Genomic DNA, 21,241 nt, shown 5'->3' with positions numbered 1-21,241 from the left:
AACGAGATGAATGGTCTTATTTTTACAGCGTTTATAAGTATAGGGTTACCGCTTGTTGCACTTTTATATGCTTTTTGGAAGAAACGCTATATCCCGTATATGCTAGGCGTATTGGCATTTGTTGTATCACAAATTTTAATCCGTATACCAATACTGAATTATTTAAATGGAAATAGCACAGCTTTTTCAATGTTTAGTGTCATGCAGCCTATATTATTTGCGATTATGCTTAGTTTGTCAGCTGGTATTTTTGAAGAGATAGCTCGTTTTATTGCAATGCGCTATTTTATGAAACAACGAGATTGGCAGTCAGGATTTTTATTCGGAGTAGGGCACGGTGGTATTGAAGCTGTGTTGATAGTCGGTATTCCAGTAGTATCTCTATTATTATCGCAAACAGTTAGCGGAAATACGGATAGTTATTTTGTCGGTGGAGTGGAACGTATCTTTGCGATGTTAATCCATGTCGGTCTGTCATTCATTGTATTGCAAGCAGTTGTCCAAAAGAAATTTCGTTATGTTGTATATGCAATTTTCATCCATGGGACTGTAAATGCACTAGCAGGCATCATACCGCTATACGTACCAGCAAATAGGGCTATATTTACTGTAGAAGTTACAATAGCAATTTGTGCGTTACTTGTATTTAGTTATAGTTTCATCTTAAAAAGAAAGGGTGTATTAAAATGAAAAGAATGTTACTCATTATTATAAGTGCTATTGCGGCGTTCGCACTTGCAGCATGTACTGGTAATAAAGTAGATGAAAGTACTTCAAAAAAGTTTATTCCGAAAGCGGAAGAAATTGTAACGTTACTAAATGAATCTAAGTATAAAGAAGTGCATGAAAAATTTGATAGCAAGATGAAAACTGCATTATCAGAGGAGAAAATGAAAGATCTTACGCCTGTAATTGAAAAAACTGGTACATTCGAAAAGATTGAAAAAAAGTCGATTGAAGAAAAAGATGGTTTATATACAGTTGTTCTTGTAGCGAAATATAGTAAAGAACAACGTACCTTTATCGTAACTTATAATGATAAAGAAGAAATAGCAGGTTTATATATTAAATAAAAAACAGATAAAGTGGAAGTGTCCGCTTTATCTGTTTTTTATTATTTTAACCAAATTATGGTTATTCATGCTAATATGAACTCATAGCTATATAGAAGGGGTGGGTAATTATGAAAACAGAAATAGTTTCCAAAAAGAAGTACAGCATAATAAGCTATATATCTTTACTCATCGGAATTATGTGTTTTTTATTCGTTTTTATAACTCCGACGAGAATAGCGAATGCGGGAAATATAGTTGGAGGTTATGTAACGATTACTCTGACAGGGGTAGGTATTATACTTTCAATAATCACAATGACGAAAAAAACAGAGAAGAAGGGGATAGCTATTATTTCATTAGTACTGTCCTCATCATTTTTTATATTTTGGATTATCGCGATTATCTTATTGTTTACTGGTCAAATAAATTTTGCGCCGTAATGAGCAATAAAAAGAGTCCTTCATACAAGAAGGACTCTTTTTTATTCGGTATCTTCAGGTTGATATTCTAAAATATCCCCAGGTTGGCATTCTAATGCTTTACAAATAGCATCTAAAGTTGTAATTCTAATTGCTTTTGCTTTTCCATTTTTTAATATAGAAAGGTTAGCCATTGTAATTCCAACCTTCTCTGAAAGTTCAGTTACGCTCATTTTTCTTTTCGCTAGCATTACATCAATATTAATTATTATTGCCATGTTATTCACCTCAGACCGTTAAATCATTTTCTGATTTTATATCTATCGCATCTTTTAAAAGTCTTTGGAGAACGGCAGCAAAGACTGCGATAACCATTGAAGCAAAGATTAGGAGCATGCCAAGTATAATAATACCTGGTGCATCATCTCTTTCCGCCACAAGATAGAAGAGTGGCATACCTACCACATATAAAATACTGATTGTTACTGCACATTGTTTTATCTTCTTTAAAGCTCTAACAGATAATTTCGAGAAAGCGTTACCCTTATCAATGAAGCTTACAAGTTTAAAAGCTTGATACAGAGCGAAATAAAAAGGTACCACCGTTGCATACAGATTGATTAAAATAAGATATTTTATATATGCAATATCGGGATACAATTCCGCTGCATAATTCCCTATGTTAGGAACTAAAAATATACACAAAGCAAGAACAGGGATTCCAATCAGAATAATAGCTGTCTTTAAAAAGAGTGTTGATCTTTGTTTCATATAAAGCACCTCATTTATTAATTATCTATTTAATCTAACATGAAATTTATCGTTTAACAATAAATTTTTATTTATTATGATCGTGTTTTTATTGTTAAGTAAATTTGAATTTCAGATGAAAATAAAAAGTACTGCTCTTTATAAAAAAGGGTGCAAAACAAATAGACTTCTTGTAATAAAAAAGTATGGTGAATATGGTGATATATACCATTGTTCCTTTGACGAAATATAGTACAGATAATCGTTCCTTCTTTCTGTAAATGATGTTATGTTAAAAGTAACGATTAAGTCGTTCTAATAATAAGAGTTTTTAGAAAAACAATATTTTTCGTAATTTGAAGAGGTGTTAATGAAATGAAATCGTACACGCAATTTGAACGTAGAAAACACATACTAGATGAGTTAGAAAAGTACAACCGAGTTATGGTAAATGATTTAGCGAAGGTACTAAATGTTACAACAGAAACGATACGAAGAGATTTAGATATGTTGCACAAGGAAGGGCAGCTTACGAAAATACATGGTGGTGCAATTAAGAAAAAAGATCAAACACTAGAATTTCATTTTGATAGGCGCCGAGCTGAGAATATTGAAGAAAAACGAAAAATTGCAATGGAAGCAAGTAAACTCGTAGAAGATAATGATATTATCGCAATTGAAATTGGGACAACCACAATGCAAATTTTGGATTACATACACGATAAAAAGAATTTGACGATTTTAACAAACTCGATACCAGCTGTTAATAAAATTATTGAGCTTAAAGAACAATATGATTCCTTTGATTGCAGGTTAATAGTCATTGGAGGAATATTGAATACAAATTCATTAGCATTGTCTGGAGAAATGACGTTAAACTATCTTGACCATTTCACTGTTAATAAGTTATTTGCTTCTTGTGATGGAATTTCTTTAGAAAAAGAACTAACATGTTCGTATATTGAAGATGCACAAATATATAAGCAGTTAAAGAATAATGCAAAACAAGTTGTCATGATGGCTGATGAGTCAAAGTTTAATTTAACAAAGTTCTATAAAAGCGGGAATTTCAGTGACATCGATGCATTATATACAAACGCTAAGCTCGATGAGGCGTGGCACAATGTGTTAACAAGTAATGGGGTAGAAGTAATAACAGTATAGAAAACAAAAAGAAGACTATTTCTTAGTAAGTTGAGAAATAGTCTTCTTTTTGTTTATATGTTGTTTTATTTTGTTTATTTGTTGTTTTTACAATTAGTTAACAAATTAACAACATTGTGTTAATAATATACTCGTACAATATGAATTAGGAGGTGGCAAGAATGCAAATAAAACTATCGAAAGCTGTGTTCTTTTTACTACCAGTTGGAATACCTCTAATATTGTTTTGGATTATTCCGAATTTCATTAGCTTAGGTATTAGTTTTACTGATTGGGATTTTATGACGAATGATTTTAACTTTGTTGGTTTAGAAAACTATTTCAATTTATTTACACAAGATTCTTTTATGCAAGCATTGCTAAATACGTTTTATTTCGGAATTGGAACAGTGATTCCAACGATTGCATTAGGTTTAGGATTCGCATTATTCTTCCGAAAAAAATTTAAAGGTTCTGCATTGTACCAATTAATGATTTTTTCACCTTGGGTAACGCCAACAATAGCTGTATCCATTGTGTGGTCACTTTTATATGAACCTCAATTTGGAGTTATTAATAAAGTTCTAAACTTTTTTGGGATACCAGGTTTGGACTGGCTTCAAAGTAGTCAAACAGCGATGTTAGCAGTCATTATTGTGACAGTTTGGAAATTAGTTGGTTGGACGATGATCTTCTATATTGGCGCATTAGAAAAAGTTCCAGATAGTTTATATGAAGCAGCTAGTATTGATGGAGCAAATTCATGGCAGAAATTTCGATATGTAACACTGCCAATGGTTTCATCAACAACTTTCTTCTTAGTTGTTGTCAATACAATTTCTTCAGTGCAGGCTTACGATCAAATAAAAATTTTAACACAAGGTGGACCTAGTGGTTCGACGCGTACGTTACTTTATTTATTCTTCCAACAAGGGTTTGAACAATTTGATATGGGATCTGCAACAGCAATCGCATTTATCATACTAATCATTACAATACTACTATCTGTTATAAACAAAATAATAGGTGACAAGTGGGTGAACTATTAAGGTGAATAATATGAAAAAAGGTCCATTAATCGTAAAGCATCTCTTTCTAGCGTTATCAAGTATACTATTTATTTTTCCATTCATATGGATGGTGCTTGGTTCGTTTAAAACATCTAGTGAAGTATTACAAGGAGGTTTTTGGCCTAAAGAATTTCACTGGGAAAATTATCAGCAAGTATTAGATATACTTCCATTTAGCACATATTTATTTAATAGTTTCTATACTTCTTTCATCATTACTATATATGTACTTGTTTCGTCAGCGCTTTTTGCTTATATGTTGGCATTTTATAAGTTTAAAGGCAAGAATATTACGTTTAGTGTTGTGATGGCAACCTATATGATCCCTGGAGCTGTATCGTATGTTCCTGTATATGTAATGTTAGGGAAATTTGGTTTGCTTGATTCACATTTTGGATACATGATTTCTATGGCTGTTAGCGTATTCGGTATTTTCTATTTGAAACAAACGTTCCATAAAGTTGGTTTTGAAATAGTAGAAGCAGCCAAAATTGACGGAGCGAGTGATTGGCGAATTCTTTGGAAGATTATTTTTCCAATGACACGATCATCATTTGTAACTCTAGGATTGGTCACATTTATTGGTAACTATAATAATTACATTTGGCCAGCTCTTATTTTGAAAGATAATACACAAAAACTAATTACGAATGGAATTGCTGATTATTTCATTAATAGTTCTTTAGGACGAGATTGGTCACACATTATGGTTGCAAGTACAATCGCAACGGTGCCGCTCTTAATCGTATTTTTAATTCTACAAAAATGGTTCTTATCTGGTGTTACTGATTCAGGAATAAAGGGGTAATTAAATAGTAAAGGAGATATGTGGGATGAAAAAACTATTCATGCTTCTAACAGTTTTAACATTGTTTGTTAGTGCACTTGCGGGTTGTTCAGGTGGAAAAGGAAGTACGGTTAAAGCGAGTAAAGAAGGGGAGAAGGTTGTTGTTCCATTCATTAATGGAGTAGGGGGCTCTCTTGCAGATCGTGTAGATAAGATTGTGGAAGGATACAATAAAAGTCAGGACAAATATGTAGTGAAAACGACAAAAGCGGGTAGCTACGATGAGTCATATCAAAAGCTACAAAGTGGATTTGCAGCGAATAACCAAGAAGCAATTGCATTAATAGGTTCTGATGTCATTCAAGAATATGCTAAAAAACAGTTAATCGTACCTATAGATGAATATGTTAAAAATGATACCAATTTAAAAAAGGAAGATTACGGAAAAGGATTTATAGAGCAAGCAACAATTGACGAGAAGTTATATGGCATTCCGTTTTACGGTACAACGCAAATTTTTTATTACAATAAAAAAGCATTGGCGGAGAATGGCTTTACAAAAGAGGATTTAAAGACGTGGGAAGGTGTAGAAAAGGTAGCAAAAACAGTCGCAAAACGTGGTGAAAACGGAAATGTTTCATATGCTGGCTGGATGCCAATGTGGGGGACGTCAAACTTAATTGATGCAGTTCGCAGTGCTGGCGGTAATGTATTAAGTGAAGATGGTAAAAAAGTATTAATTAACGATGATACTTGGGTTACGGTATGGGAGGAATTCCGCACATGGCTTCATGAAGATAAAATTATGAAAATACATTCAGGTGGTACTGGATGGGAATATTGGGATAAAACAGTAATTGATTTAGTAGAAGGCAGAACATTAGGGTTTACAGGATCATCTGGTGACCAAGGATTTGTTTTCAAATCATTAGGTAAAGGAATGACGGAAGAAGAACGTCTTAACACGTTTGACGCATTGCCACAACCAGCTTGGGGTAATAATAAACCAGCGCCAAAATTAGAAACATATTTATTCACATTAACGAGAAATATTGATCCAGAAGTAGCGAAAGGTGCATATGACTTTATGAAATTTGCGACAAGTACGGAGAAAACGGCTGAATGGTCAATGGCAACAGGCTATATTCCTGTTCGTAACAATGTAACAGAGTACGGTCCATATGCTGAATTTGTTAAAAAACAACCACAAGCATTAGTTCCGTTAGAACAAGCCAACAATAATGGAGTGGGACCATTTGTAGATCCAACGGGCGGAAAAATCAATGACGCTTTAAATGTAGCAAAAGATAAAGTAGAGATTGAAGGGGTTCCAGCAAAGAAAGCATTAGATGAAGCAGCTAAAGTTGCGCAAGAAGAGTTAGATAAAGTTTTGAAAAAGAAGAAGTAAACCTGTTTGTAGTACGAACGTGAGGTGCTTTTGAACGAAGGAAGTGCCTCTAAAATTCACTTGAAAAGGTGTGAGAACTATGATCGAAATAACAAGTACGATAACACTCTCTCCATTCGTAAAAAATAAACACTGTTTCCAAATGGATGAAACTGATATTACAAACTTTACATTAACAATTGATCAAGGGGATAGCCGAAAAATTCCGCTTTTACTAATCTTAAGAGATCCTAACGGTTATGTACGTATACAATATCAAACTCCAATTGTAAATGAAAAACTAGTCGTTTCGAAAGATTCAAAGTTTTGTTCTGCTGGTTGTATTGGAGGAGACATACAGTCAGGTAATTGGGAATTAGAAGTCGTATATATCCCTCATTGTGCAAAGAAAGTAGTGAAATTTACTGGGGAAAAAGTTGACTATACAGTAAATATAGAAGTGAATGATCAGTTGGAGCGAAAGTATAATAGAGAGCATTTTTGTAAGGGCAATGTTTTTATCGATGAAGACCGTTTTAATAAGGTAGTAAATGAAGAACATCGCTGGTACAAAGGGGATTTTCATGAACATACAGATTTAACAGATGGCGAGATAGATGATGAACTTGGAATGGGAGTATGTGAAAAACAAGAATTAGATTTTTTATATGCGACGGAGCACAATATTGTTATGCCATCATATCAAAAAGGAAACACATTAATTATACCATCTATGGAACTTACAACTCCTTATGGTCATTACAACATATTTGGTATAAGAGAATTCATTGATTTTACAGAGTATATAGATGAATCATTTAGCGCTGAAAAAATGAATGCACTATTTTCACTCATGAAAGAAAAAGGCTATTTATTGAGTGTGAATCATCCATTTATGAAGCCTTGGGCGAACCAAGTTAATATTAATTTAGAAAATGTTCATACGATGGAAATTATGTGTGATCCAACTTATAAAAAAAGTAAATCATCTACTTTAGAAGCTTTACGTTGTTTCGATCAAATGTGGTCAAATGGTCTTAAAATCTGGGGAATAGGAGGAAGTGACTCTCATTTACATCCGTCTAAAACATTCCCAGGATCAAAAGACCCATCCATTTACGGTGATCCAGGAACATATGTATTATGTAACGGTTTATCAATTAAAAACTTGAAATTTGCGATCAAAAACGGAAGAATTTATTTCTCTCGATTTAGAAAACTAGCGATAGATATTCAAAACGAAGGTGAAACGATTGCTGTCGGCGATGAGGCTAAAGGAAATATTGTTTATAACGTTCAAACAGATAAACCGTGTGAGTGGAGACTACTTATAAATGGAAGAACGATTGAAAAAGAATACGGCAGCGATGCAACTTTTGCATTCTCTTTAAATGAAGGGGCGTACGCTAGAGTTGAGGGATGGGAAGAGGACGAATTAGTAGCGTTTATTAATCCTATTCATAATAAAGTTCAGATTAAAAATATAAAAACATGGAATGAAGTTATAGGGGGAATAAAAGGTGAATAAAGCGATTATTTTTGATAAAGATGGAACATTAATACAGTTAGATTCAGTTTGGTACAAAATTGTGCATCGTGTGTTAGATGATATATTTCAAACGTATCCAAATGAAAAAAGTAAACGAGATGACTACTTAACGATTATTGGTATGAATGATAACGATTTTGAGAGTACGAGTTTACTAGCTTGTCGCACAAATTACTTTATTGCGGCTGCATGGTATTCGTTGCTAGAAAATCAACATGTGAATAAAGAGGGTTTTATTCAAAATGTATGTCTTCTATTCAAAAAGTACTCTACTGCAGATGATCTTGTATTTACAGAAGTGGAAGGTGCAAAGGAAACGTTACGATATTTAAAAGACAATGAATATATTATTGGGGTTGTTACGGCAGACGATGTTGATGCAGCTATTCATTCTCTGAAAATGACTGAGTTATATGATTATGTAGATTTTTTAGGTGCAGATGATGGTGTGAATAGAACAAAACCTGAAAGTGACTTTTATCATATGTTTAAAGAAAAATTTTCACTAACTGAAGAAGATGTGCTTATGGTAGGTGATACATTAACAGACGTTACATTTGCAAGAAATAGTAACATTAAAGTAGTAGGCGTCTTATCGGGTGCGAGCAGGAAGGAAGATTTAGAAGGAAAAGCGGATTATATTTTAAACAGTATGAAGGATATTTCGAAGATTTTATAATTCATGTCATCATAATTTTTAACAATATCTATAAATATAGCTCGAATTCTAGGAGGATATTATGGCTCAACTATCATTCAAAAACATTTACAAAAAATATGATCATGATGTGACAATCGTAAAAGATTTTAACCTAGAAGTAAATGATGGAGAATTTATCGTTTTGGTTGGCCCTTCAGGGTGTGGGAAATCTACAACATTACGTATGATTGCAGGACTTGAGGAGATTTCAGAGGGCGACTTTTATATTGATGGAAAGCGTGTAAATGATGTTACACCGAAAGATAGAGATATTGCAATGGTATTTCAAAACTATGCGCTTTATCCGCATATGAGTGTGTATGAAAACATGGCGTTTGGATTAAAACTACGAAAATATAGTAAAGAAGAAATTGACCAGCGTGTGCAACATGCAGCAAAAATTCTTGGACTTGAGCAGTATTTAAGCCGAAAGCCAAAAGCACTTTCAGGTGGGCAACGTCAGCGTGTTGCCTTAGGCCGAGCGATTGTTCGAAATGCAAAAGTATTTTTAATGGACGAGCCTTTATCAAACTTAGATGCGAAGTTGCGTGTTCAAATGCGTGCTGAGATTACAAAATTACACAAGCAGCTGCAAACGACATCTGTATATGTCACGCATGATCAAATTGAAGCTATGACGATGGCGACGCGCTTAGTTGTACTAAAAGATGGGATTATACAGCAAGTCGGTACACCGAAAGAAGTGTATGATAATCCAGAGAATGTATTTGTCGGCGGATTCATTGGCTCTCCTGGAATGAATTTTTTCAAAGGAGTATTAACAGATAATGCAGTTATGATTGATAAGTGGAAAATTGAAGTGCCAGAAGAGAAGATGAAAGGCTTGCGAAATAAGAGCTATACGAATAAAGAAATCATAATAGGAATACGTCCAGAAGACTTTTATTATGGAAAAGAAATCGAGGATTTACCATATAACACAAAAGTAATGGTATGTATTGATGTAGCAGAATTAATGGGGGCAGAAACATATCTATATTCTAACATTAATGGCCAATCCTTTGTTGCACGTGTGGACACATCTTTAGATGTGCAAAGTCAATCTAATATAGATCTAGGTTTAAACATGGACAAAGTGCATTACTTTGATTCAGAAACTGAGAAACGAATTGTTTTTTAGATAATAATTAATATGATTATACCTTTAGAATTTCTTCAACTACTACAAATAAATGAATAGCAAAAAGCCGATTATCCTTTAGATTACAGGGAATCGGCTTTTTTATATAAAAGATCGCTTAGCGTACGAAAATCGCTTTTTGTTGGCAGTGCCCTGTCACAATCAAGCTGAGAAAAACAAATAATCCAAAACGAGAAAATTCTTAAGTTGATGGATGTGTGATGCTACTCCTATGTTAAGGTTCGAGTCATTTGAAACAGCACCCTCTATATTGAGTGGTGTTAAAGCGACGTATATGATAAAAAAGATGTATCGCTTGTAAAAAAAATGCATCACCTTGAATGAGCTAATACGACAAGAATTCGTATCGGGCCTAATTAGGGAATGCAGTACAGATCAGTATATAGTATACAAGCATTCCCTTTCTATAAATACGGTATGTTTTTAATATAATTAAAAGAAAATTTTTGTGTTCTTTAATATGATGTCACATAATACCAGTTTTTTTCTATTTTTGTGATTTCTTTATATTCATTATTAAAGTCGTATTTGTTTGGTCTAGTATCATTTGGTGTATAAATAAATCCTGAAAAATTATCTAATATACCACGATAAGTAAAAAAGAAAACAGAAATACCATTTTTATTTTGTTGAATAATTACATCCCCACCGTTTTTGGAAGTGGATGCAAACTGTGTAGGTAAATGAATTTGTCTACTATCATAATGAACATTAGGAGTTAACTCTTTATGTTCTATAAGTGCTATAACTTTTTCACGGTCTTCTTTATAGATAATAAAATCTAAATTTATATAAATCTCATTAAATGGTATACATATCCAAGTAATTATTATGATTAATTGAATAATTAACGGTTTCCAGTTTTTGTATTTGATAAGATGTATGATTGTGAAAATTAATATTAAGAAAAACAATCCATGAACTATTATTGAAAGAAATGGCATAACAAATGGGGTAAGGAATTCAACTAAATACCATTTGAAAAAATGATAAAGTATGAGAGCGAGACCGCTTATTAATGTAATTTTGGTTAAATTCTTATTCAAATTTTGAATCTCCTTTCTATACTAAAAACATATGATTTTAGTATAAATATAAAATGTGTTTTTCATAAATTTCCCTTAGTTTCATTTTATTAACTTTGTTTGATTAATATTTTGAATATATCATAGATTTGAAATTAAATAAACGGACATTAAATTTTTACATTTTATATAGAATAAAAGTGAGGGAAGTTTTCAAAATAGACTAGTTTTTTATTTGAAATGTAATTTGATTAGTTTCATGAAATAGATCCAGTTCCGGTAAAATCAATTGCAACAAGTGAACATTACGAAACTAAGAGGAGCATATCAAAGTCGGTGACACTGACTTATGGGACAGTTCACTTCTGATTGTGGAAACGGGGCAGTACAGAAGTGGAAAAATTCTGTGTTTCTTTTTAATTAATATATTTATTGGGAAAAACTTCGAAATTTCCGGCACAAATGCTCCTTCTATCCTATAATAGAAGCTATTCTGGACGTAAGTAATTTGTAAGGAATGAGTAAGAAAAAAGAGATTTTCATAGTATAAAATATTTATTATACCTGCGTATAACACCTACTACTAATAATGTGTTATAATACGAATTAGCAACATAAAGGAAAGGAATTAGAAAAAATGACCTTACAAAATACTAAAAATTTAAAAAAACAAGTTGCTCCTTTTGAAAAATCAACGGCAAAAAAAAGTGTTTGGCAAATCATCAATACGGTAGTGCCATTTATTATCTTATGGTACCTTGCTTATAAAAGTTTGTCCGTTTCTTATTGGTTAGCATTAGTTCCAGCTGTGTTAGCCGCTGGATTTATGACACGGGTTTTCATTATTTTTCATGATTGTACCCATCATTCTTTCTTTAAAAGCCGTCGTGTAAATAGAATAGTAGGGACATGTATGGGTGTTTTAACTTTATTCCCGTTTGATCAATGGGGGCATGAGCATTCCGTTCATCACGCTACAAGTGGTAATTTGGATAAGCGAGGTACAGGAGATATTTGGACGCTTACAGTGAATGAATATTTAGCAGCGCCATTTAGACTCCGTTTAGCATATCGTTTATATCGCAATCCATTGGTTATGTTTGGGTTAGGTCCGATTTATGTTTTCCTGCTTAAAAATAGATTTAACAGAAAAGGTGCTAGAAAGAAGGAACGCATGAACACCTATTTGACGAATGTTTTAATTGTTGCTTTAGTAGGGTTACTTTGCTGGACACTCGGATGGCAATCGTTTCTTTTAGTGCATGGTTCCATATTCTTAATAGCAGGTTCAATAGGTATTTGGCTGTTTTACGTACAGCACACATTCGAGGATTCTTATTTTGAAGAAGATAAAGAGTGGGAATATGTGAAAGCGGCAGTGGAAGGAAGTTCTTTTTATAAACTACCTAAAATCTTGCAATTTTTAACTGGTAATATTGGATTTCATCATGTTCACCATTTAAGTCCAAGAGTACCTAACTATAAACTAGAAGAGGCACACAATAATACGCTTCCTTTAAAGAATGTACCAACGATTACTCTTGCTACAAGTTTGCGGTCACTCCGTTTCCGTCTTTGGGATGAGCAAAACAACAATTTTGTTAGCTTTAAAGACGTTAAAAAATTAGTGAAAAACAATGTTTCTATTCCAGTAAAATCAGAACTATAACTTCATCAAATATGACTGACTCCCCTTAATCATTTTCGATTTAAGGGGAGTTTTTGTTTAACTAGTAGATGCACGAGATGGAGAAAACTTAAATGATTTAAATTGTAATGGAGGTGGATTAGGAATAGTAGGTATTAATATTAGAGGACGATAAAAATATTATGTTAACAATTTGAGGCGATTGATATTACTTTTTTCAATAGATATTATGCTTAGTCTCTGAGTATATTTCATCTGGTGTGTATCATGTCTTACAAGAAACGTATGATTTAAAACTTGATAAAATTTGCAGCAAATACATATGAAAATGATGTTCCCTTAATAATAAAAGGGTATTACGCTATTAAATAAATGATAATAAGAACAGGCTAATTATTTTAGGATAATAAAATGCAAAACAGACAAACTCAATTACCCTTGAATTTGTCCGTTCAGTTACTGGTGAAACAGGAGGAGTATGTAAATGAAATGTGTATATAGTCTAAAACTGTTTAAAGATATGTGAATGTATTTAAAGTGGGTTTCTTTACACTAATTTATTACTTTTTAGTTTGCCTAGATAGTTCAACAGATTTTTGCGTACAACGCTGCATAGCTGAAATGATGGCTGTTCGTAAGCCTTTTTCCTCTAATGTTGCTACAGCTTCTATAGTTGTTCCGCCAGGAGAACAAACCATATCTTTCAATTCACCTGGATGTATGCCTGTTTCTAGTACCATTTTTGCAGAGCCTAACACAGCTTGAGCAGCGAATTTATATGCTTGATTTCTAGGCATACCATCTAATACAGCTGCATCTGCCATCGCTTCTATAATCATATATACGTATGCTGGCGACGAACCACTTACAGATGTTACAACGTCCATTAATTTTTCGCTTACGATCTCTGTTTGACCAAAGCTATTGAAAATGTTTAGCACATCTTCTAAATCTTTTTCTGTCACCATTTCATTAGGGCATAACGCAGACATTCCTTCTCCAACAAGAGCAGGGGTGTTAGGCATTACTCTTACAACCTTTAATTTTTTAGCAAAAGCCTCTTCAGTACTTTTAATGCTTTTCCCGGCAGCGATCGTTACGACGATAACATCGTTTTTGATTATTTCTTTTATTTCGTTAATGATTGATGCGTATAGGTCTGGTTTAATTGATAAAATTAAAATATCAGCATTTTTAGCTACTTCATTGTTGTCAGTAGTTGTAGTTAGCCCATATTTTTCACTAGCATTTTTTAAATTCGTAGTGTTTAAATCCGAACAAAGAATATTATTTGCAGACACTATCTTTTTGTTTAGCATCCCACCAATCATAGCCATTCCCATATTTCCGCAACCGATGAATCCAATTTGTTTATCCATAATAACTCAATCTTGCTCCTTTTATAATAAATTATATCATTTTGAAATTGTTATCTTAAAATAACAATAACATCTCCATGCAATATAAAGAAACATTCTAAGAGAATATATTCCTTTTTGCAACACCAAAAGTTGAAAATCAATTATATTCGACAATATGTAAATATATACACTTTAATTTTAGGTTTTATGTTGATGAATATGAGTTAAACTTATATCGATTTGTATTTTCATTCAGTAGGGTAATAATTTCATACAAGTAACTTGCCGCTCTATTTATTTTTAAAAATACTTCTTGACACCAAATCAAATTATATCGCATAATATAAAAAATTAAACCGAAAATCGTTGAAGGGAAATAGTACATATGTCTTCTTGCGAAAGAGAGTGGAATTCACCGGCTGAAAGATTCCTCGTATAGAATATATCGAACCTATCCCTGAGTCTTAAATGAAAGTTTAGGCGTTCGCCTGCGTTATAGGCGCCAAGTGGATATCTATGTATATCAATTAAGGTGGTACCGCGGAACAATGACCGTTTCGTCCTTTTTATTTTATTAAGGGCGAAGTGGTCATTTTTATTTTGCTCTTTAATAGGCTAGGTGCAGCATTGATAAGAATAGAAGCCGCTGTAAGCTGTATGAATAGAAGTGAAATTTATAAAAAACTTTGATTTTAGACTTGGGGGATACAAAAGTGAAAAAACAACGAATTGTTGTAAAGATTGGGAGTAGTTCCTTGGCAGATAGTCACGGAGGCATTTCTAAAGAACAACTTTCAGATCACGTTGCCGCATTGGCTCGATTGAAAGAGGAAGGGCATGAAGTTTTACTAATTACATCCGGGGCAGTCGCTGCAGGTTTTTCTGCTCTAGGGTATCCTAGCAGACCTGTGACAATTAAAGGGAAACAGGCTGCTGCGGCTGTCGGGCAAAGTTTATTAATGCAGGCATACACGGAGGAATTCCGTAAATATGGTATCGTTACTGCACAACTTTTACTAACGAGAAGTGATTTTTCTAGAAAAGAACAATACAGTAACGCTTACGCTACTTTAGGAGAGCTACTAAACCGTTCTGCTCTTCCTATAATCAATGAAAATGATTCCATTTCTTTAGAAGAGCTAACGTTCGGTGATAATGATATGCTGTCAGCTTTAGTAAGCGGACTTGTTTCGGCAGATATGCTCATGATTTTTACAGATGTGAACGGTTTATATGACCAAAATCCTCAGAAAAATGCGGATGCGAAAAAATATCATTTCCTTCCTGAGGTAACGGAAGAAATTGCTTCTCTTGCAGGAGATGCTGGTTCAAAACTTGGGACTGGCGGTATGAAATCAAAAATCGATGCTGCAAAGACGGCACTATCTCTTGGAGTGAGTGTATTTATCGGAACGGGATGTGGACAGGAGAAGTTTTTAGATGTTATGAAGGGCAAAGGTGATGGAACATATATCGGGAATGCTCCTCAAAAAGTAATTAAGATGAACAAGCAATGGATCGCCTTGCATTCGCTTGTTAGCGGACAAATTGAAGTAGATGCGGGGGCAGCTTCTGCCATCATTCAGCATGGTAAGAGTCTTCTTCCTGCTGGTGTTACAAATGTGTCAGGGTTTTTCCAAGTGGGTGAAGTCGTGGAAGTAATCACGCAACAAGGGCGCGTAATAGGAAAAGGACAATGCACATATAGCGCAGAGGAACTAAAGGATCTAAAAGGTATGCAGAGCCAAGATATTCAAGCAAGAGGGGAAAGGCATAGTTATGAAGTTATCCATAGGGATCATTGGGTTTCATTTTAAGAATAGCGAGGGCAGAGTCCACTGCTCAAATTCTTTAATTCCATAGGCGGGAAACACTTAGTTGGTGGAGATAAACGAGTCTTTAATTTTAACTTATTAACTTTTTAAAAGGAGGAAATGAAAATGAATGAAGTGTTAGCAAAGGGACAAAAAGCGAAAAAAATCGCTAGAGAACTTGTACTTAAATCTACAAATCAAAAAAACGAAGCACTTGCTGCGATTGCTGATCAGCTGATAGTAGAAACAGCTTATATTTTAGAGGAAAACAAACGGGATATTGAAGAAGGGAAGGCGAAAGGATTTTCTGATTCTCTTCTTGATCGTCTTATGCTGAATGAACAGCGTATCATTGATATGACTGAAGGTATTAAGCAACTAATTGATTTACGTGATCCTGTTGGAGAATGTGTTAGTGCATGGGAACGACCAAATGGACTATCTATTCAGGAGATGCGCGTACCACTTGGTGTTGTCGGAATGATTTACGAGGCAAGGCCGAATGTGACAGTGGATGCTGCTACAATTTGCTTGAAAACAGGAAACGCAGTAATACTACGTGGTAGTTCTTCTGCTATTCATTCTAACAAAGCCATCGTTAGCGTTATTCACCGAGCGCTTAAACAAACAAGTTTGCCTTCAGAAAGTGTACAGCTCATAGAAGATACAACGCGCGATAGTGCAAAGCAGTTGTTTACATTGAATGAGTACTTGGATGTTCTTATCCCAAGAGGCGGCAAGCAGTTAATAGATACTGTAGTGAGAGAAGCATCTGTTCCAGTACTTGAAACAGGTGCGGGAAATTGTCATATTTTCATTGATGAAACAGCGGATAAACAAATGGCATTTAATATTATTATAAACGCAAAAACGCAGCGTCCATCTGTATGTAATGCAATTGAAACGATTATACTTCATGAGAATTGGGCGCAGCAATTTGGTAGCGAGCTATTTTCTTCCTTGAAGGAAAGAGGCGTGGAGCTACGTGGTGATAATAAAGCATTGGCAATTGATTCTTCTATTGCATTAGCTTCAGAAGAAGACTGGGAAACAGAGTTTTTATCTCTCACACTGGCAGTTAAAGTGGTTTCCACTACGGAAGAAGCGATTCATCACATAAATACGTATGGATCCATGCATTCCGAAGCGATTATTACAGAGAACGAGGAAAACGTCAGCAAATTTTTCACATCTGTTGATGCCGCGGCACTTTATCATAATGCATCGACTCGTTTTACGGATGGATCTGAATTCGGATTCGGCGCAGAAATTGGCATCAGTACACAAAAGCTACACGTAAGGGGACCAATGGGGTTACCTGCATTAACTTCCACAAAATATGTGATTCGTGGGAATGGACAGATTCGGGGATAAGAATTATAAAAGAACAAGTAATAAGATGAAGACACCCAATTCAGTTTAAGTGTCTTCATCTTATTACAATTATTCATTTACCATACAAAAAGCCCCACAAGCATAGCGCTTAATAAGGAAACAGCCATTCCGCTAACAAGAAGCTTCCAAACATTTTTACCGATTATTGATGATTTTTCCCCGCCAAATAATGAATTGTAAGTTCCATAAATCATACCTACTGTACTAAAGTTTGCAAAAGAAGCTAGAAATGTAGTTGCAACCGCAATTGTATGTGGTTGTAAAGACTTTAGGTTTGATTTTAAATCCATCATTGCAACAAATTCATTCGTTGTTATTTTTATCCCCATTAATTCAGCTACATACATAGCATCTTTGCCTGTTAAACCGAGTAAAAAAGCAAAGGGACTAAAGATAATAGAGAAGATTTTTTGAATTGTTAAACCTGTTACAAAAAAGCTTAAAATACCATTTAAACATGCTGTTAAAGCTACATACCCAATTACCATCGCTAAAATAACAATAACCATATTCATCCCAACTAACATACTGTTTGAAATAGTAGAAAAGAAATCTTTTTTTTCATTTTTTGAAGGTGAATAAATAACATCATCTTCTTTAGTAACTTCTACAGGATTTAAAACATTAGCCAAGATTAATGCGTTAATACAGTTTAAAGGAATAGCGCTGAAAATATATGTTGCTGGAACCATTGATAGATAAGCACCAAGAATGGATCCGCTGACGCTACTCATACTCATAATTCCAAAAGTCAACAAACGATTTTCTTTTAACACAGATAATTGATCACGAACAACTGCAAGTGCTTCCGTATTTCCTAAAAACATCATTTGAATGGAAAAGAAGCTTTCTAACTTTGGTAAACGAGAAATCTTTGAAATGATTGCACCAACTTTATCGATAATCCAAGTTAAGATTCCAAAATACGAAAGAATATCAAAGAAAGTGATAACAAAAATGATAGGAAGTAAGGCGCTAAAGAAGAAATCAACTGTTTGATTTTCCATAGCTGAAGGAAATACAAATCGAATTCCTTCATTCGCACATGATAGTAGCCAACTGAAAAATGACGCAATTTTATTAATGATAATACTGCCCAATTTCGTGCCTAACATAAACCACGTAATAAAAAGCTCCAATATTATTAGAATAACAATTGGTCTCCATTTTATTTTTCTTTTATTAGGCGAACATAGGAAAACGATTAATATTACAACGAAAATCCCTAACATATTTAATATGAAATGCATGTCAACAACTCCTTGAGGCTTATTATTTGTATATAAAAAAGCCCCTATTCTTCCAAATTTGGATTATGATCAGAAGTTATGAAGAATTTAAGTTATGTTTGGGGTTAATCTATTTCGATTTATGTACTAAAAATTAATGTTTTTCCGCTTTATAAAGGATATGTATTAATAATGTAAAGCGACAAAATAAATCTATTGACGGAACAAGGGACAACTAATAACTGCATCCATTTTTAAATTGTTTAGGTGAAATACCCGTATGTTTTTTTAAGACTTTTGTAAAATGACTTTGGTCGTGAAAATTTAGTAATGTAGAAATTTCGGTTATAGAATATCTCGTATAAGTCATTAACTTTTTTGAAAAGGGAAGATAAATAACTAACTAGGGTTTAATGTGACTATTTCTGCTAGATGGGATAGTGATGCCTCTGAAATGATGGACGATATGCCATTACGAGCATTAGTGAACTTTAGCGCAGGTGCTTTTACAGAAGAAATGTTGAATGAAATAATTGGGCTATTGAACGATGCACAAATGAATTAATAAGCGGTGAATGCAAGGAAGTTAGGCGGGAGATAATGGTCCGTAAATGCCTAATTAAAGTTTTACTTTATCCATTGAACATTCTTTGTTGAATTTTAATTAAGCTTAATAAATCATTGCAGGACGTTTCTCCAGCATGCAAAAAGGCAAATGAGAGTTAGAATCTCATTTGCTTTTTTTGTACTTATTCTGCTAAATGTAGAATCATATGCTTGTCTATCATCTTTAATCATTGCTTATAAATATGAACGATGAGATGGCCATGAACCTTGGAGTTTACGAAGTTGTATAATTTGACCTGTATGATAAGCATCATGCAATTGGATATTCAGATATTGTTGCCAAACTGGTAGAGACGGACTTGGTTGATCCAGTTCTGCTTCTTGAAGGGATGTTAATGAAGATCGTAAGGCATTATGTACTTGGAGCGTTCGCTTCACTGTTTGTTGCCAAGCATCATCATCATTAGGTCCACCTTGGACAAACGTGTCATCATTATTTTGTGGAGCAACAAATGTGTCATCTTGATGTAAGCGGGAAAGTAAGCGCTCTTTAAAGATTAGTAAATGGTTTGCATTTTCCCAAATCGTATTACTGGCCGTTCCTTCTGGGTGCCAACATGCTTGTGCAGCAGTAAGATTCTTTAACGCTTCTGATATCGGTGGATACCATTCTTCTTCGTAAAAAACTTGCTTGACCCCATTTTGTAATATTTCTTTTTTACCCATTCATATAGCCTCCTTAACTATGAGATAGACCAACAATAAGTGTTAGATAAATTAGGTAGAAACGTACCTACTTATCATCTGATTGATGTTTAGAAGGTTCTAAAAGAACAATACGGCGCCGTTGTAGTAATTGCAGAAACAAACTTAGGCTTTCTAAATCATTTTTCTTACTGCAATAAATTCTCCTTTCTCTTCAATAAACCTGCCTCATAGTTGAACAAGAAAATTAACTGTAGCTTAAATTTAAAAATTTGTAGCAATATAAAGTTTCAGAAGATTTTAAAATTCTAAAAAATTAGAAGGTATAATTCGATAAATATAGAATTTAATAATTAGCAAATAAGGAGGGGATTAAATGGAAGTCTTTCACGTAACGAGTAGAAAGAGGGAAACGTACAACGTTCAAATGAAGTATTCGATACTTTTCGAATGTGCACTTGGCATTGCGGCAGTTACTCATAAAAGGTTAATCGACACGCTTGAAAAATCTCAAAGTGAATGGGAAAAAATTAGACAATCATTATCGGTAGAGATGAGAGAGCATTTACAGTTCGTAGAAGAAAATAATACATGGAAAGCATTACTTCAGTTATTGTATGAGGGAGATTTTCAGGATCTATCACAGTTTATTGCAAATATCGATTCACTTTCAGAAGAAGATTTAAAGTATATATGTTTACCGTTTTTAGGAGAAGCGTATCAAGCGAAAAGACGTTTAGCTGCAAGCGGAGAAGTATCTGTAATACATGAACTAAAGGAACTGACACATGATCATCAGTTTTTCTCTACGTATATAGAGTTTGTATGTCATGCCGATGTGCGCGAACTAAAAACGCATTTAATCGCCGTTATGACAGGTTGGTATGACAGTGTTGTAAAAAAAGAGGCAGAAGAAATTGTTTCTATACTACAGCGAGATTATGAAGCGAAAAATGAAATGAATAAAAAGATGAAACCGGAAGAGTTTGTCGAGTGGGCTACAGGTGGAGTTACATATATGCCAGAGCCAAGTGTTCATCACGTACTTCTTATCCCGCAAATTACATACAGACCGTGGAACATAGAAGCTGATATTGAAGATACGAAAGTGTTTCATTATCCAGTCGCAAATGAAAGTATACATCCAGAAGATCCGTATGAGCCGAGTTATTTTTTAGTTCATAAACATAAGGCGCTCGGGGACGAGGCAAGGCTTCGTATTGTAAAACTACTATTTGAACAAGAGCGTACGCTGCAAGAAATAACGGAAAGATTACAACTAGGAAAATCGACAGTACATCATCATTTGAAACTTTTACGTTCAGCAAAGTTAGTTGATATTCAAGACGGAAAATATGTGTTGAGAAAGAAAGCAGTGCAGTCTTTAGCGAAAGAATTAGATGCATTTTTGAATAGATAATATACAACGAGAATGTACATAAAGGGAGGAATTTAATAGAAAAGTTGGTGAGCTA

Annotated in this window: 21 protein-coding genes, 1 pseudogene and 1 other annotated feature; of the genes and pseudogenes, 15 read left to right on the top strand and 7 right to left on the bottom strand. The window is 34.0% G+C overall.

The genetic code is table 11. The annotated features are described in order from the left end of the window. Nucleotides 1-6: 6 nt before the first annotated feature. From MHH59_RS15085 to MHH59_RS15075, 3 genes are all read left to right on the top strand, one after another. Nucleotides 7-690, top strand: coding sequence for a YhfC family glutamic-type intramembrane protease (locus MHH59_RS15085; RefSeq protein ID WP_002165544.1), 684 nt, complete (start codon nt 7-9; stop codon nt 688-690). Beyond that, nucleotides 687-1,073, top strand: coding sequence for a DUF3887 domain-containing protein (locus MHH59_RS15080; RefSeq protein WP_002165545.1), 387 nt, complete (start codon nt 687-689; stop codon nt 1,071-1,073). Before MHH59_RS15085 ends, MHH59_RS15080 begins: the two co-directional genes overlap by 4 nt. A gap of 110 nt (nt 1,074-1,183) precedes the next feature. Further along, entirely contained in the window at nt 1,184-1,495 is a 312-nt protein-coding gene (locus tag MHH59_RS15075; protein WP_340851650.1) for a hypothetical protein, read from the top strand. Nucleotides 1,496-1,536: 41 nt separating this feature from the next. Here the strand turns inward: MHH59_RS15075 and MHH59_RS15070 are convergent, their stop codons facing one another. Both MHH59_RS15070 and MHH59_RS15065 read right to left on the bottom strand, forming a co-directional pair. After that, the gene (locus tag MHH59_RS15070; protein ID WP_000974615.1) at nt 1,537-1,752 is read right to left on the bottom strand and encodes a helix-turn-helix domain-containing protein; all 216 of its coding nucleotides are present in this window, start codon (nt 1,750-1,752) and stop codon (nt 1,537-1,539) included. Nucleotides 1,753-1,762: 10 nt separating this feature from the next. Continuing rightward, nucleotides 1,763-2,245, bottom strand: a complete 483-nt coding sequence (locus MHH59_RS15065) for a DUF2975 domain-containing protein (RefSeq protein WP_002127922.1) — start codon at nt 2,243-2,245, stop codon at nt 1,763-1,765. A 354-nt stretch (nt 2,246-2,599) separates the two neighbouring features. On the opposite strand from MHH59_RS15065, the gene MHH59_RS15060 reads away from it, so the two are divergent. The 7 genes from MHH59_RS15060 to MHH59_RS15030 all read left to right on the top strand — a co-directional run bounded on the left by MHH59_RS15060 (nt 2,600) and on the right by MHH59_RS15030 (nt 10,001). Continuing rightward, nucleotides 2,600-3,388 (top strand): DeoR/GlpR family DNA-binding transcription regulator, encoded by a 789-nt coding sequence (locus MHH59_RS15060; RefSeq protein WP_002127921.1) that lies wholly within the window; start codon nt 2,600-2,602, stop codon nt 3,386-3,388. 161 nt (nt 3,389-3,549) lie between these two features. After that, complete coding sequence (locus tag MHH59_RS15055; RefSeq protein ID WP_002165547.1) at nt 3,550-4,416, top strand: carbohydrate ABC transporter permease; 867 nt, start codon at nt 3,550-3,552, stop codon at nt 4,414-4,416. 10 nt (nt 4,417-4,426) lie between these two features. Further along, a complete protein-coding gene (locus MHH59_RS15050) occupies nt 4,427-5,245 on the top strand; it encodes a carbohydrate ABC transporter permease (protein WP_002110514.1) in 819 nt (272 codons plus the stop codon). A gap of 25 nt (nt 5,246-5,270) precedes the next feature. Next, entirely contained in the window at nt 5,271-6,632 is a 1,362-nt protein-coding gene (locus tag MHH59_RS15045; protein ID WP_340851649.1) for an extracellular solute-binding protein, read from the top strand. Nucleotides 6,633-6,711: 79 nt separating this feature from the next. After that, nucleotides 6,712-8,139 (top strand): CehA/McbA family metallohydrolase, encoded by a 1,428-nt coding sequence (locus MHH59_RS15040; protein WP_002165549.1) that lies wholly within the window; start codon nt 6,712-6,714, stop codon nt 8,137-8,139. Next, nucleotides 8,132-8,839 (top strand): HAD family hydrolase, encoded by a 708-nt coding sequence (locus MHH59_RS15035; protein ID WP_002110510.1) that lies wholly within the window; start codon nt 8,132-8,134, stop codon nt 8,837-8,839. The genes MHH59_RS15040 and MHH59_RS15035 overlap by 8 nt, the downstream gene beginning before the upstream one ends. 61 nt (nt 8,840-8,900) lie before the next feature. After that, complete coding sequence (locus tag MHH59_RS15030; protein ID WP_340851648.1) at nt 8,901-10,001, top strand: ABC transporter ATP-binding protein; 1,101 nt, start codon at nt 8,901-8,903, stop codon at nt 9,999-10,001. 476 nt (nt 10,002-10,477) lie between these two features. On the opposite strand, the gene MHH59_RS15025 is transcribed toward MHH59_RS15030, so the two are convergent. After that, nucleotides 10,478-11,068 (bottom strand): hypothetical protein, encoded by a 591-nt coding sequence (locus tag MHH59_RS15025; protein WP_003190229.1) that lies wholly within the window; start codon nt 11,066-11,068, stop codon nt 10,478-10,480. Nucleotides 11,069-11,684: 616 nt separating this feature from the next. On the opposite strand from MHH59_RS15025, the gene MHH59_RS15020 reads away from it, so the two are divergent. Further along, on the top strand, nt 11,685-12,716 hold the full coding sequence (locus MHH59_RS15020; protein WP_061688459.1) for a fatty acid desaturase: 1,032 nt from the start codon (nt 11,685-11,687) through the stop codon (nt 12,714-12,716). 539 nt (nt 12,717-13,255) lie between these two features. Here MHH59_RS15020 and proC read toward each other — a convergent pair. Then, nucleotides 13,256-14,074 carry a pyrroline-5-carboxylate reductase gene (gene proC, locus MHH59_RS15015; RefSeq protein WP_002168136.1) on the bottom strand — a complete coding sequence of 273 codons (819 nt, stop codon included), beginning with the start codon at nt 14,072-14,074 and terminating at the stop codon, nt 13,256-13,258. 339 nt (nt 14,075-14,413) lie between these two features. After that, nucleotides 14,414-14,624: a binding site (T-box leader), on the top strand. A gap of 145 nt (nt 14,625-14,769) precedes the next feature. Between proC and proB the strand changes: the two genes are divergently transcribed. Both proB and MHH59_RS15005 read left to right on the top strand, forming a co-directional pair. Beyond that, nucleotides 14,770-15,873: a glutamate 5-kinase gene (gene proB, locus MHH59_RS15010; RefSeq protein WP_340851647.1), complete on the top strand. Its 1,104-nt coding sequence runs from the start codon at nt 14,770-14,772 to the stop codon at nt 15,871-15,873. Between the two features lie 123 nt (nt 15,874-15,996). Then, on the top strand, nt 15,997-17,244 hold the full coding sequence (locus MHH59_RS15005) for a glutamate-5-semialdehyde dehydrogenase (RefSeq protein ID WP_340851644.1): 1,248 nt from the start codon (nt 15,997-15,999) through the stop codon (nt 17,242-17,244). Nucleotides 17,245-17,321: 77 nt separating this feature from the next. Here the strand turns inward: MHH59_RS15005 and MHH59_RS15000 are convergent, their stop codons facing one another. After that, the gene (locus MHH59_RS15000) at nt 17,322-18,515 is read right to left on the bottom strand and encodes a nucleoside transporter C-terminal domain-containing protein (protein WP_002165562.1); all 1,194 of its coding nucleotides are present in this window, start codon (nt 18,513-18,515) and stop codon (nt 17,322-17,324) included. A 214-nt stretch (nt 18,516-18,729) separates the two neighbouring features. Then, nucleotides 18,730-18,876: pseudogene (locus MHH59_RS30850) on the bottom strand (helix-turn-helix domain-containing protein); the annotation flags it as partial. Nucleotides 18,877-18,909: 33 nt separating this feature from the next. Between MHH59_RS30850 and MHH59_RS14990 the strand changes: the two are divergent. Continuing rightward, entirely contained in the window at nt 18,910-19,059 is a 150-nt protein-coding gene (locus MHH59_RS14990; RefSeq protein ID WP_340853028.1) for a hypothetical protein, read from the top strand. A 236-nt stretch (nt 19,060-19,295) separates the two neighbouring features. Here the strand turns inward: MHH59_RS14990 and MHH59_RS14985 are convergent, their stop codons facing one another. Continuing rightward, nucleotides 19,296-19,787 carry a DinB family protein gene (locus tag MHH59_RS14985; protein WP_340851643.1) on the bottom strand — a complete coding sequence of 164 codons (492 nt, stop codon included), beginning with the start codon at nt 19,785-19,787 and terminating at the stop codon, nt 19,296-19,298. A gap of 355 nt (nt 19,788-20,142) precedes the next feature. On the opposite strand from MHH59_RS14985, the gene MHH59_RS14980 reads away from it, so the two are divergent. After that, a complete protein-coding gene (locus MHH59_RS14980) occupies nt 20,143-21,186 on the top strand; it encodes an ArsR/SmtB family transcription factor (RefSeq protein ID WP_003190247.1) in 1,044 nt (347 codons plus the stop codon). Nucleotides 21,187-21,241 lie beyond the last annotated feature (55 nt).

This window comes from Bacillus sp. FSL E2-0195, from assembly GCF_038003645.1.
Taxonomy (GTDB): Bacteria; Bacillota; Bacilli; order Bacillales; family Bacillaceae_G; genus Bacillus_A; species Bacillus_A mycoides.
Note: the sequence above shows the minus strand (reverse complement) of the source record. Positions and strands in the feature narration are given on the sequence as shown.

Excerpts from the sequence above, each read along its gene's own strand:
- MHH59_RS15050 (WP_002110514.1), top strand. The coding sequence starts at position 4,427 with ATGAAAAAAGGTCCATTAATCGTAAAGCATCTCTTTCTAGCGTTATCA.
- MHH59_RS15020 (WP_061688459.1), top strand. The coding sequence starts at position 11,685 with ATGACCTTACAAAATACTAAAAATTTAAAAAAACAAGTTGCTCCTTTT.
- MHH59_RS15000 (WP_002165562.1), bottom strand. The coding sequence starts at position 18,515 with ATGCATTTCATATTAAATATGTTAGGGATTTTCGTTGTAATATTAATC.
- MHH59_RS15055 (WP_002165547.1), top strand. The coding sequence starts at position 3,550 with ATGCAAATAAAACTATCGAAAGCTGTGTTCTTTTTACTACCAGTTGGA.
- MHH59_RS15070 (WP_000974615.1), bottom strand. The coding sequence starts at position 1,752 with ATGGCAATAATAATTAATATTGATGTAATGCTAGCGAAAAGAAAAATG.
- MHH59_RS14980 (WP_003190247.1), top strand. The coding sequence starts at position 20,143 with ATGGAAGTCTTTCACGTAACGAGTAGAAAGAGGGAAACGTACAACGTT.
- MHH59_RS15065 (WP_002127922.1), bottom strand. The coding sequence starts at position 2,245 with ATGAAACAAAGATCAACACTCTTTTTAAAGACAGCTATTATTCTGATT.
- MHH59_RS14985 (WP_340851643.1), bottom strand. The coding sequence starts at position 19,787 with ATGGGTAAAAAAGAAATATTACAAAATGGGGTCAAGCAAGTTTTTTAC.
- MHH59_RS15080 (WP_002165545.1), top strand. The coding sequence starts at position 687 with ATGAAAAGAATGTTACTCATTATTATAAGTGCTATTGCGGCGTTCGCA.
- MHH59_RS15005 (WP_340851644.1), top strand. The coding sequence starts at position 15,997 with ATGAATGAAGTGTTAGCAAAGGGACAAAAAGCGAAAAAAATCGCTAGA.
- MHH59_RS15060 (WP_002127921.1), top strand. The coding sequence starts at position 2,600 with ATGAAATCGTACACGCAATTTGAACGTAGAAAACACATACTAGATGAG.
- MHH59_RS15030 (WP_340851648.1), top strand. The coding sequence starts at position 8,901 with ATGGCTCAACTATCATTCAAAAACATTTACAAAAAATATGATCATGAT.
- MHH59_RS15045 (WP_340851649.1), top strand. The coding sequence starts at position 5,271 with ATGAAAAAACTATTCATGCTTCTAACAGTTTTAACATTGTTTGTTAGT.
- proC (WP_002168136.1), bottom strand. The coding sequence starts at position 14,074 with ATGGATAAACAAATTGGATTCATCGGTTGCGGAAATATGGGAATGGCT.
- MHH59_RS15085 (WP_002165544.1), top strand. The coding sequence starts at position 7 with ATGAATGGTCTTATTTTTACAGCGTTTATAAGTATAGGGTTACCGCTT.
- MHH59_RS15040 (WP_002165549.1), top strand. The coding sequence starts at position 6,712 with ATGATCGAAATAACAAGTACGATAACACTCTCTCCATTCGTAAAAAAT.
- MHH59_RS15075 (WP_340851650.1), top strand. The coding sequence starts at position 1,184 with ATGAAAACAGAAATAGTTTCCAAAAAGAAGTACAGCATAATAAGCTAT.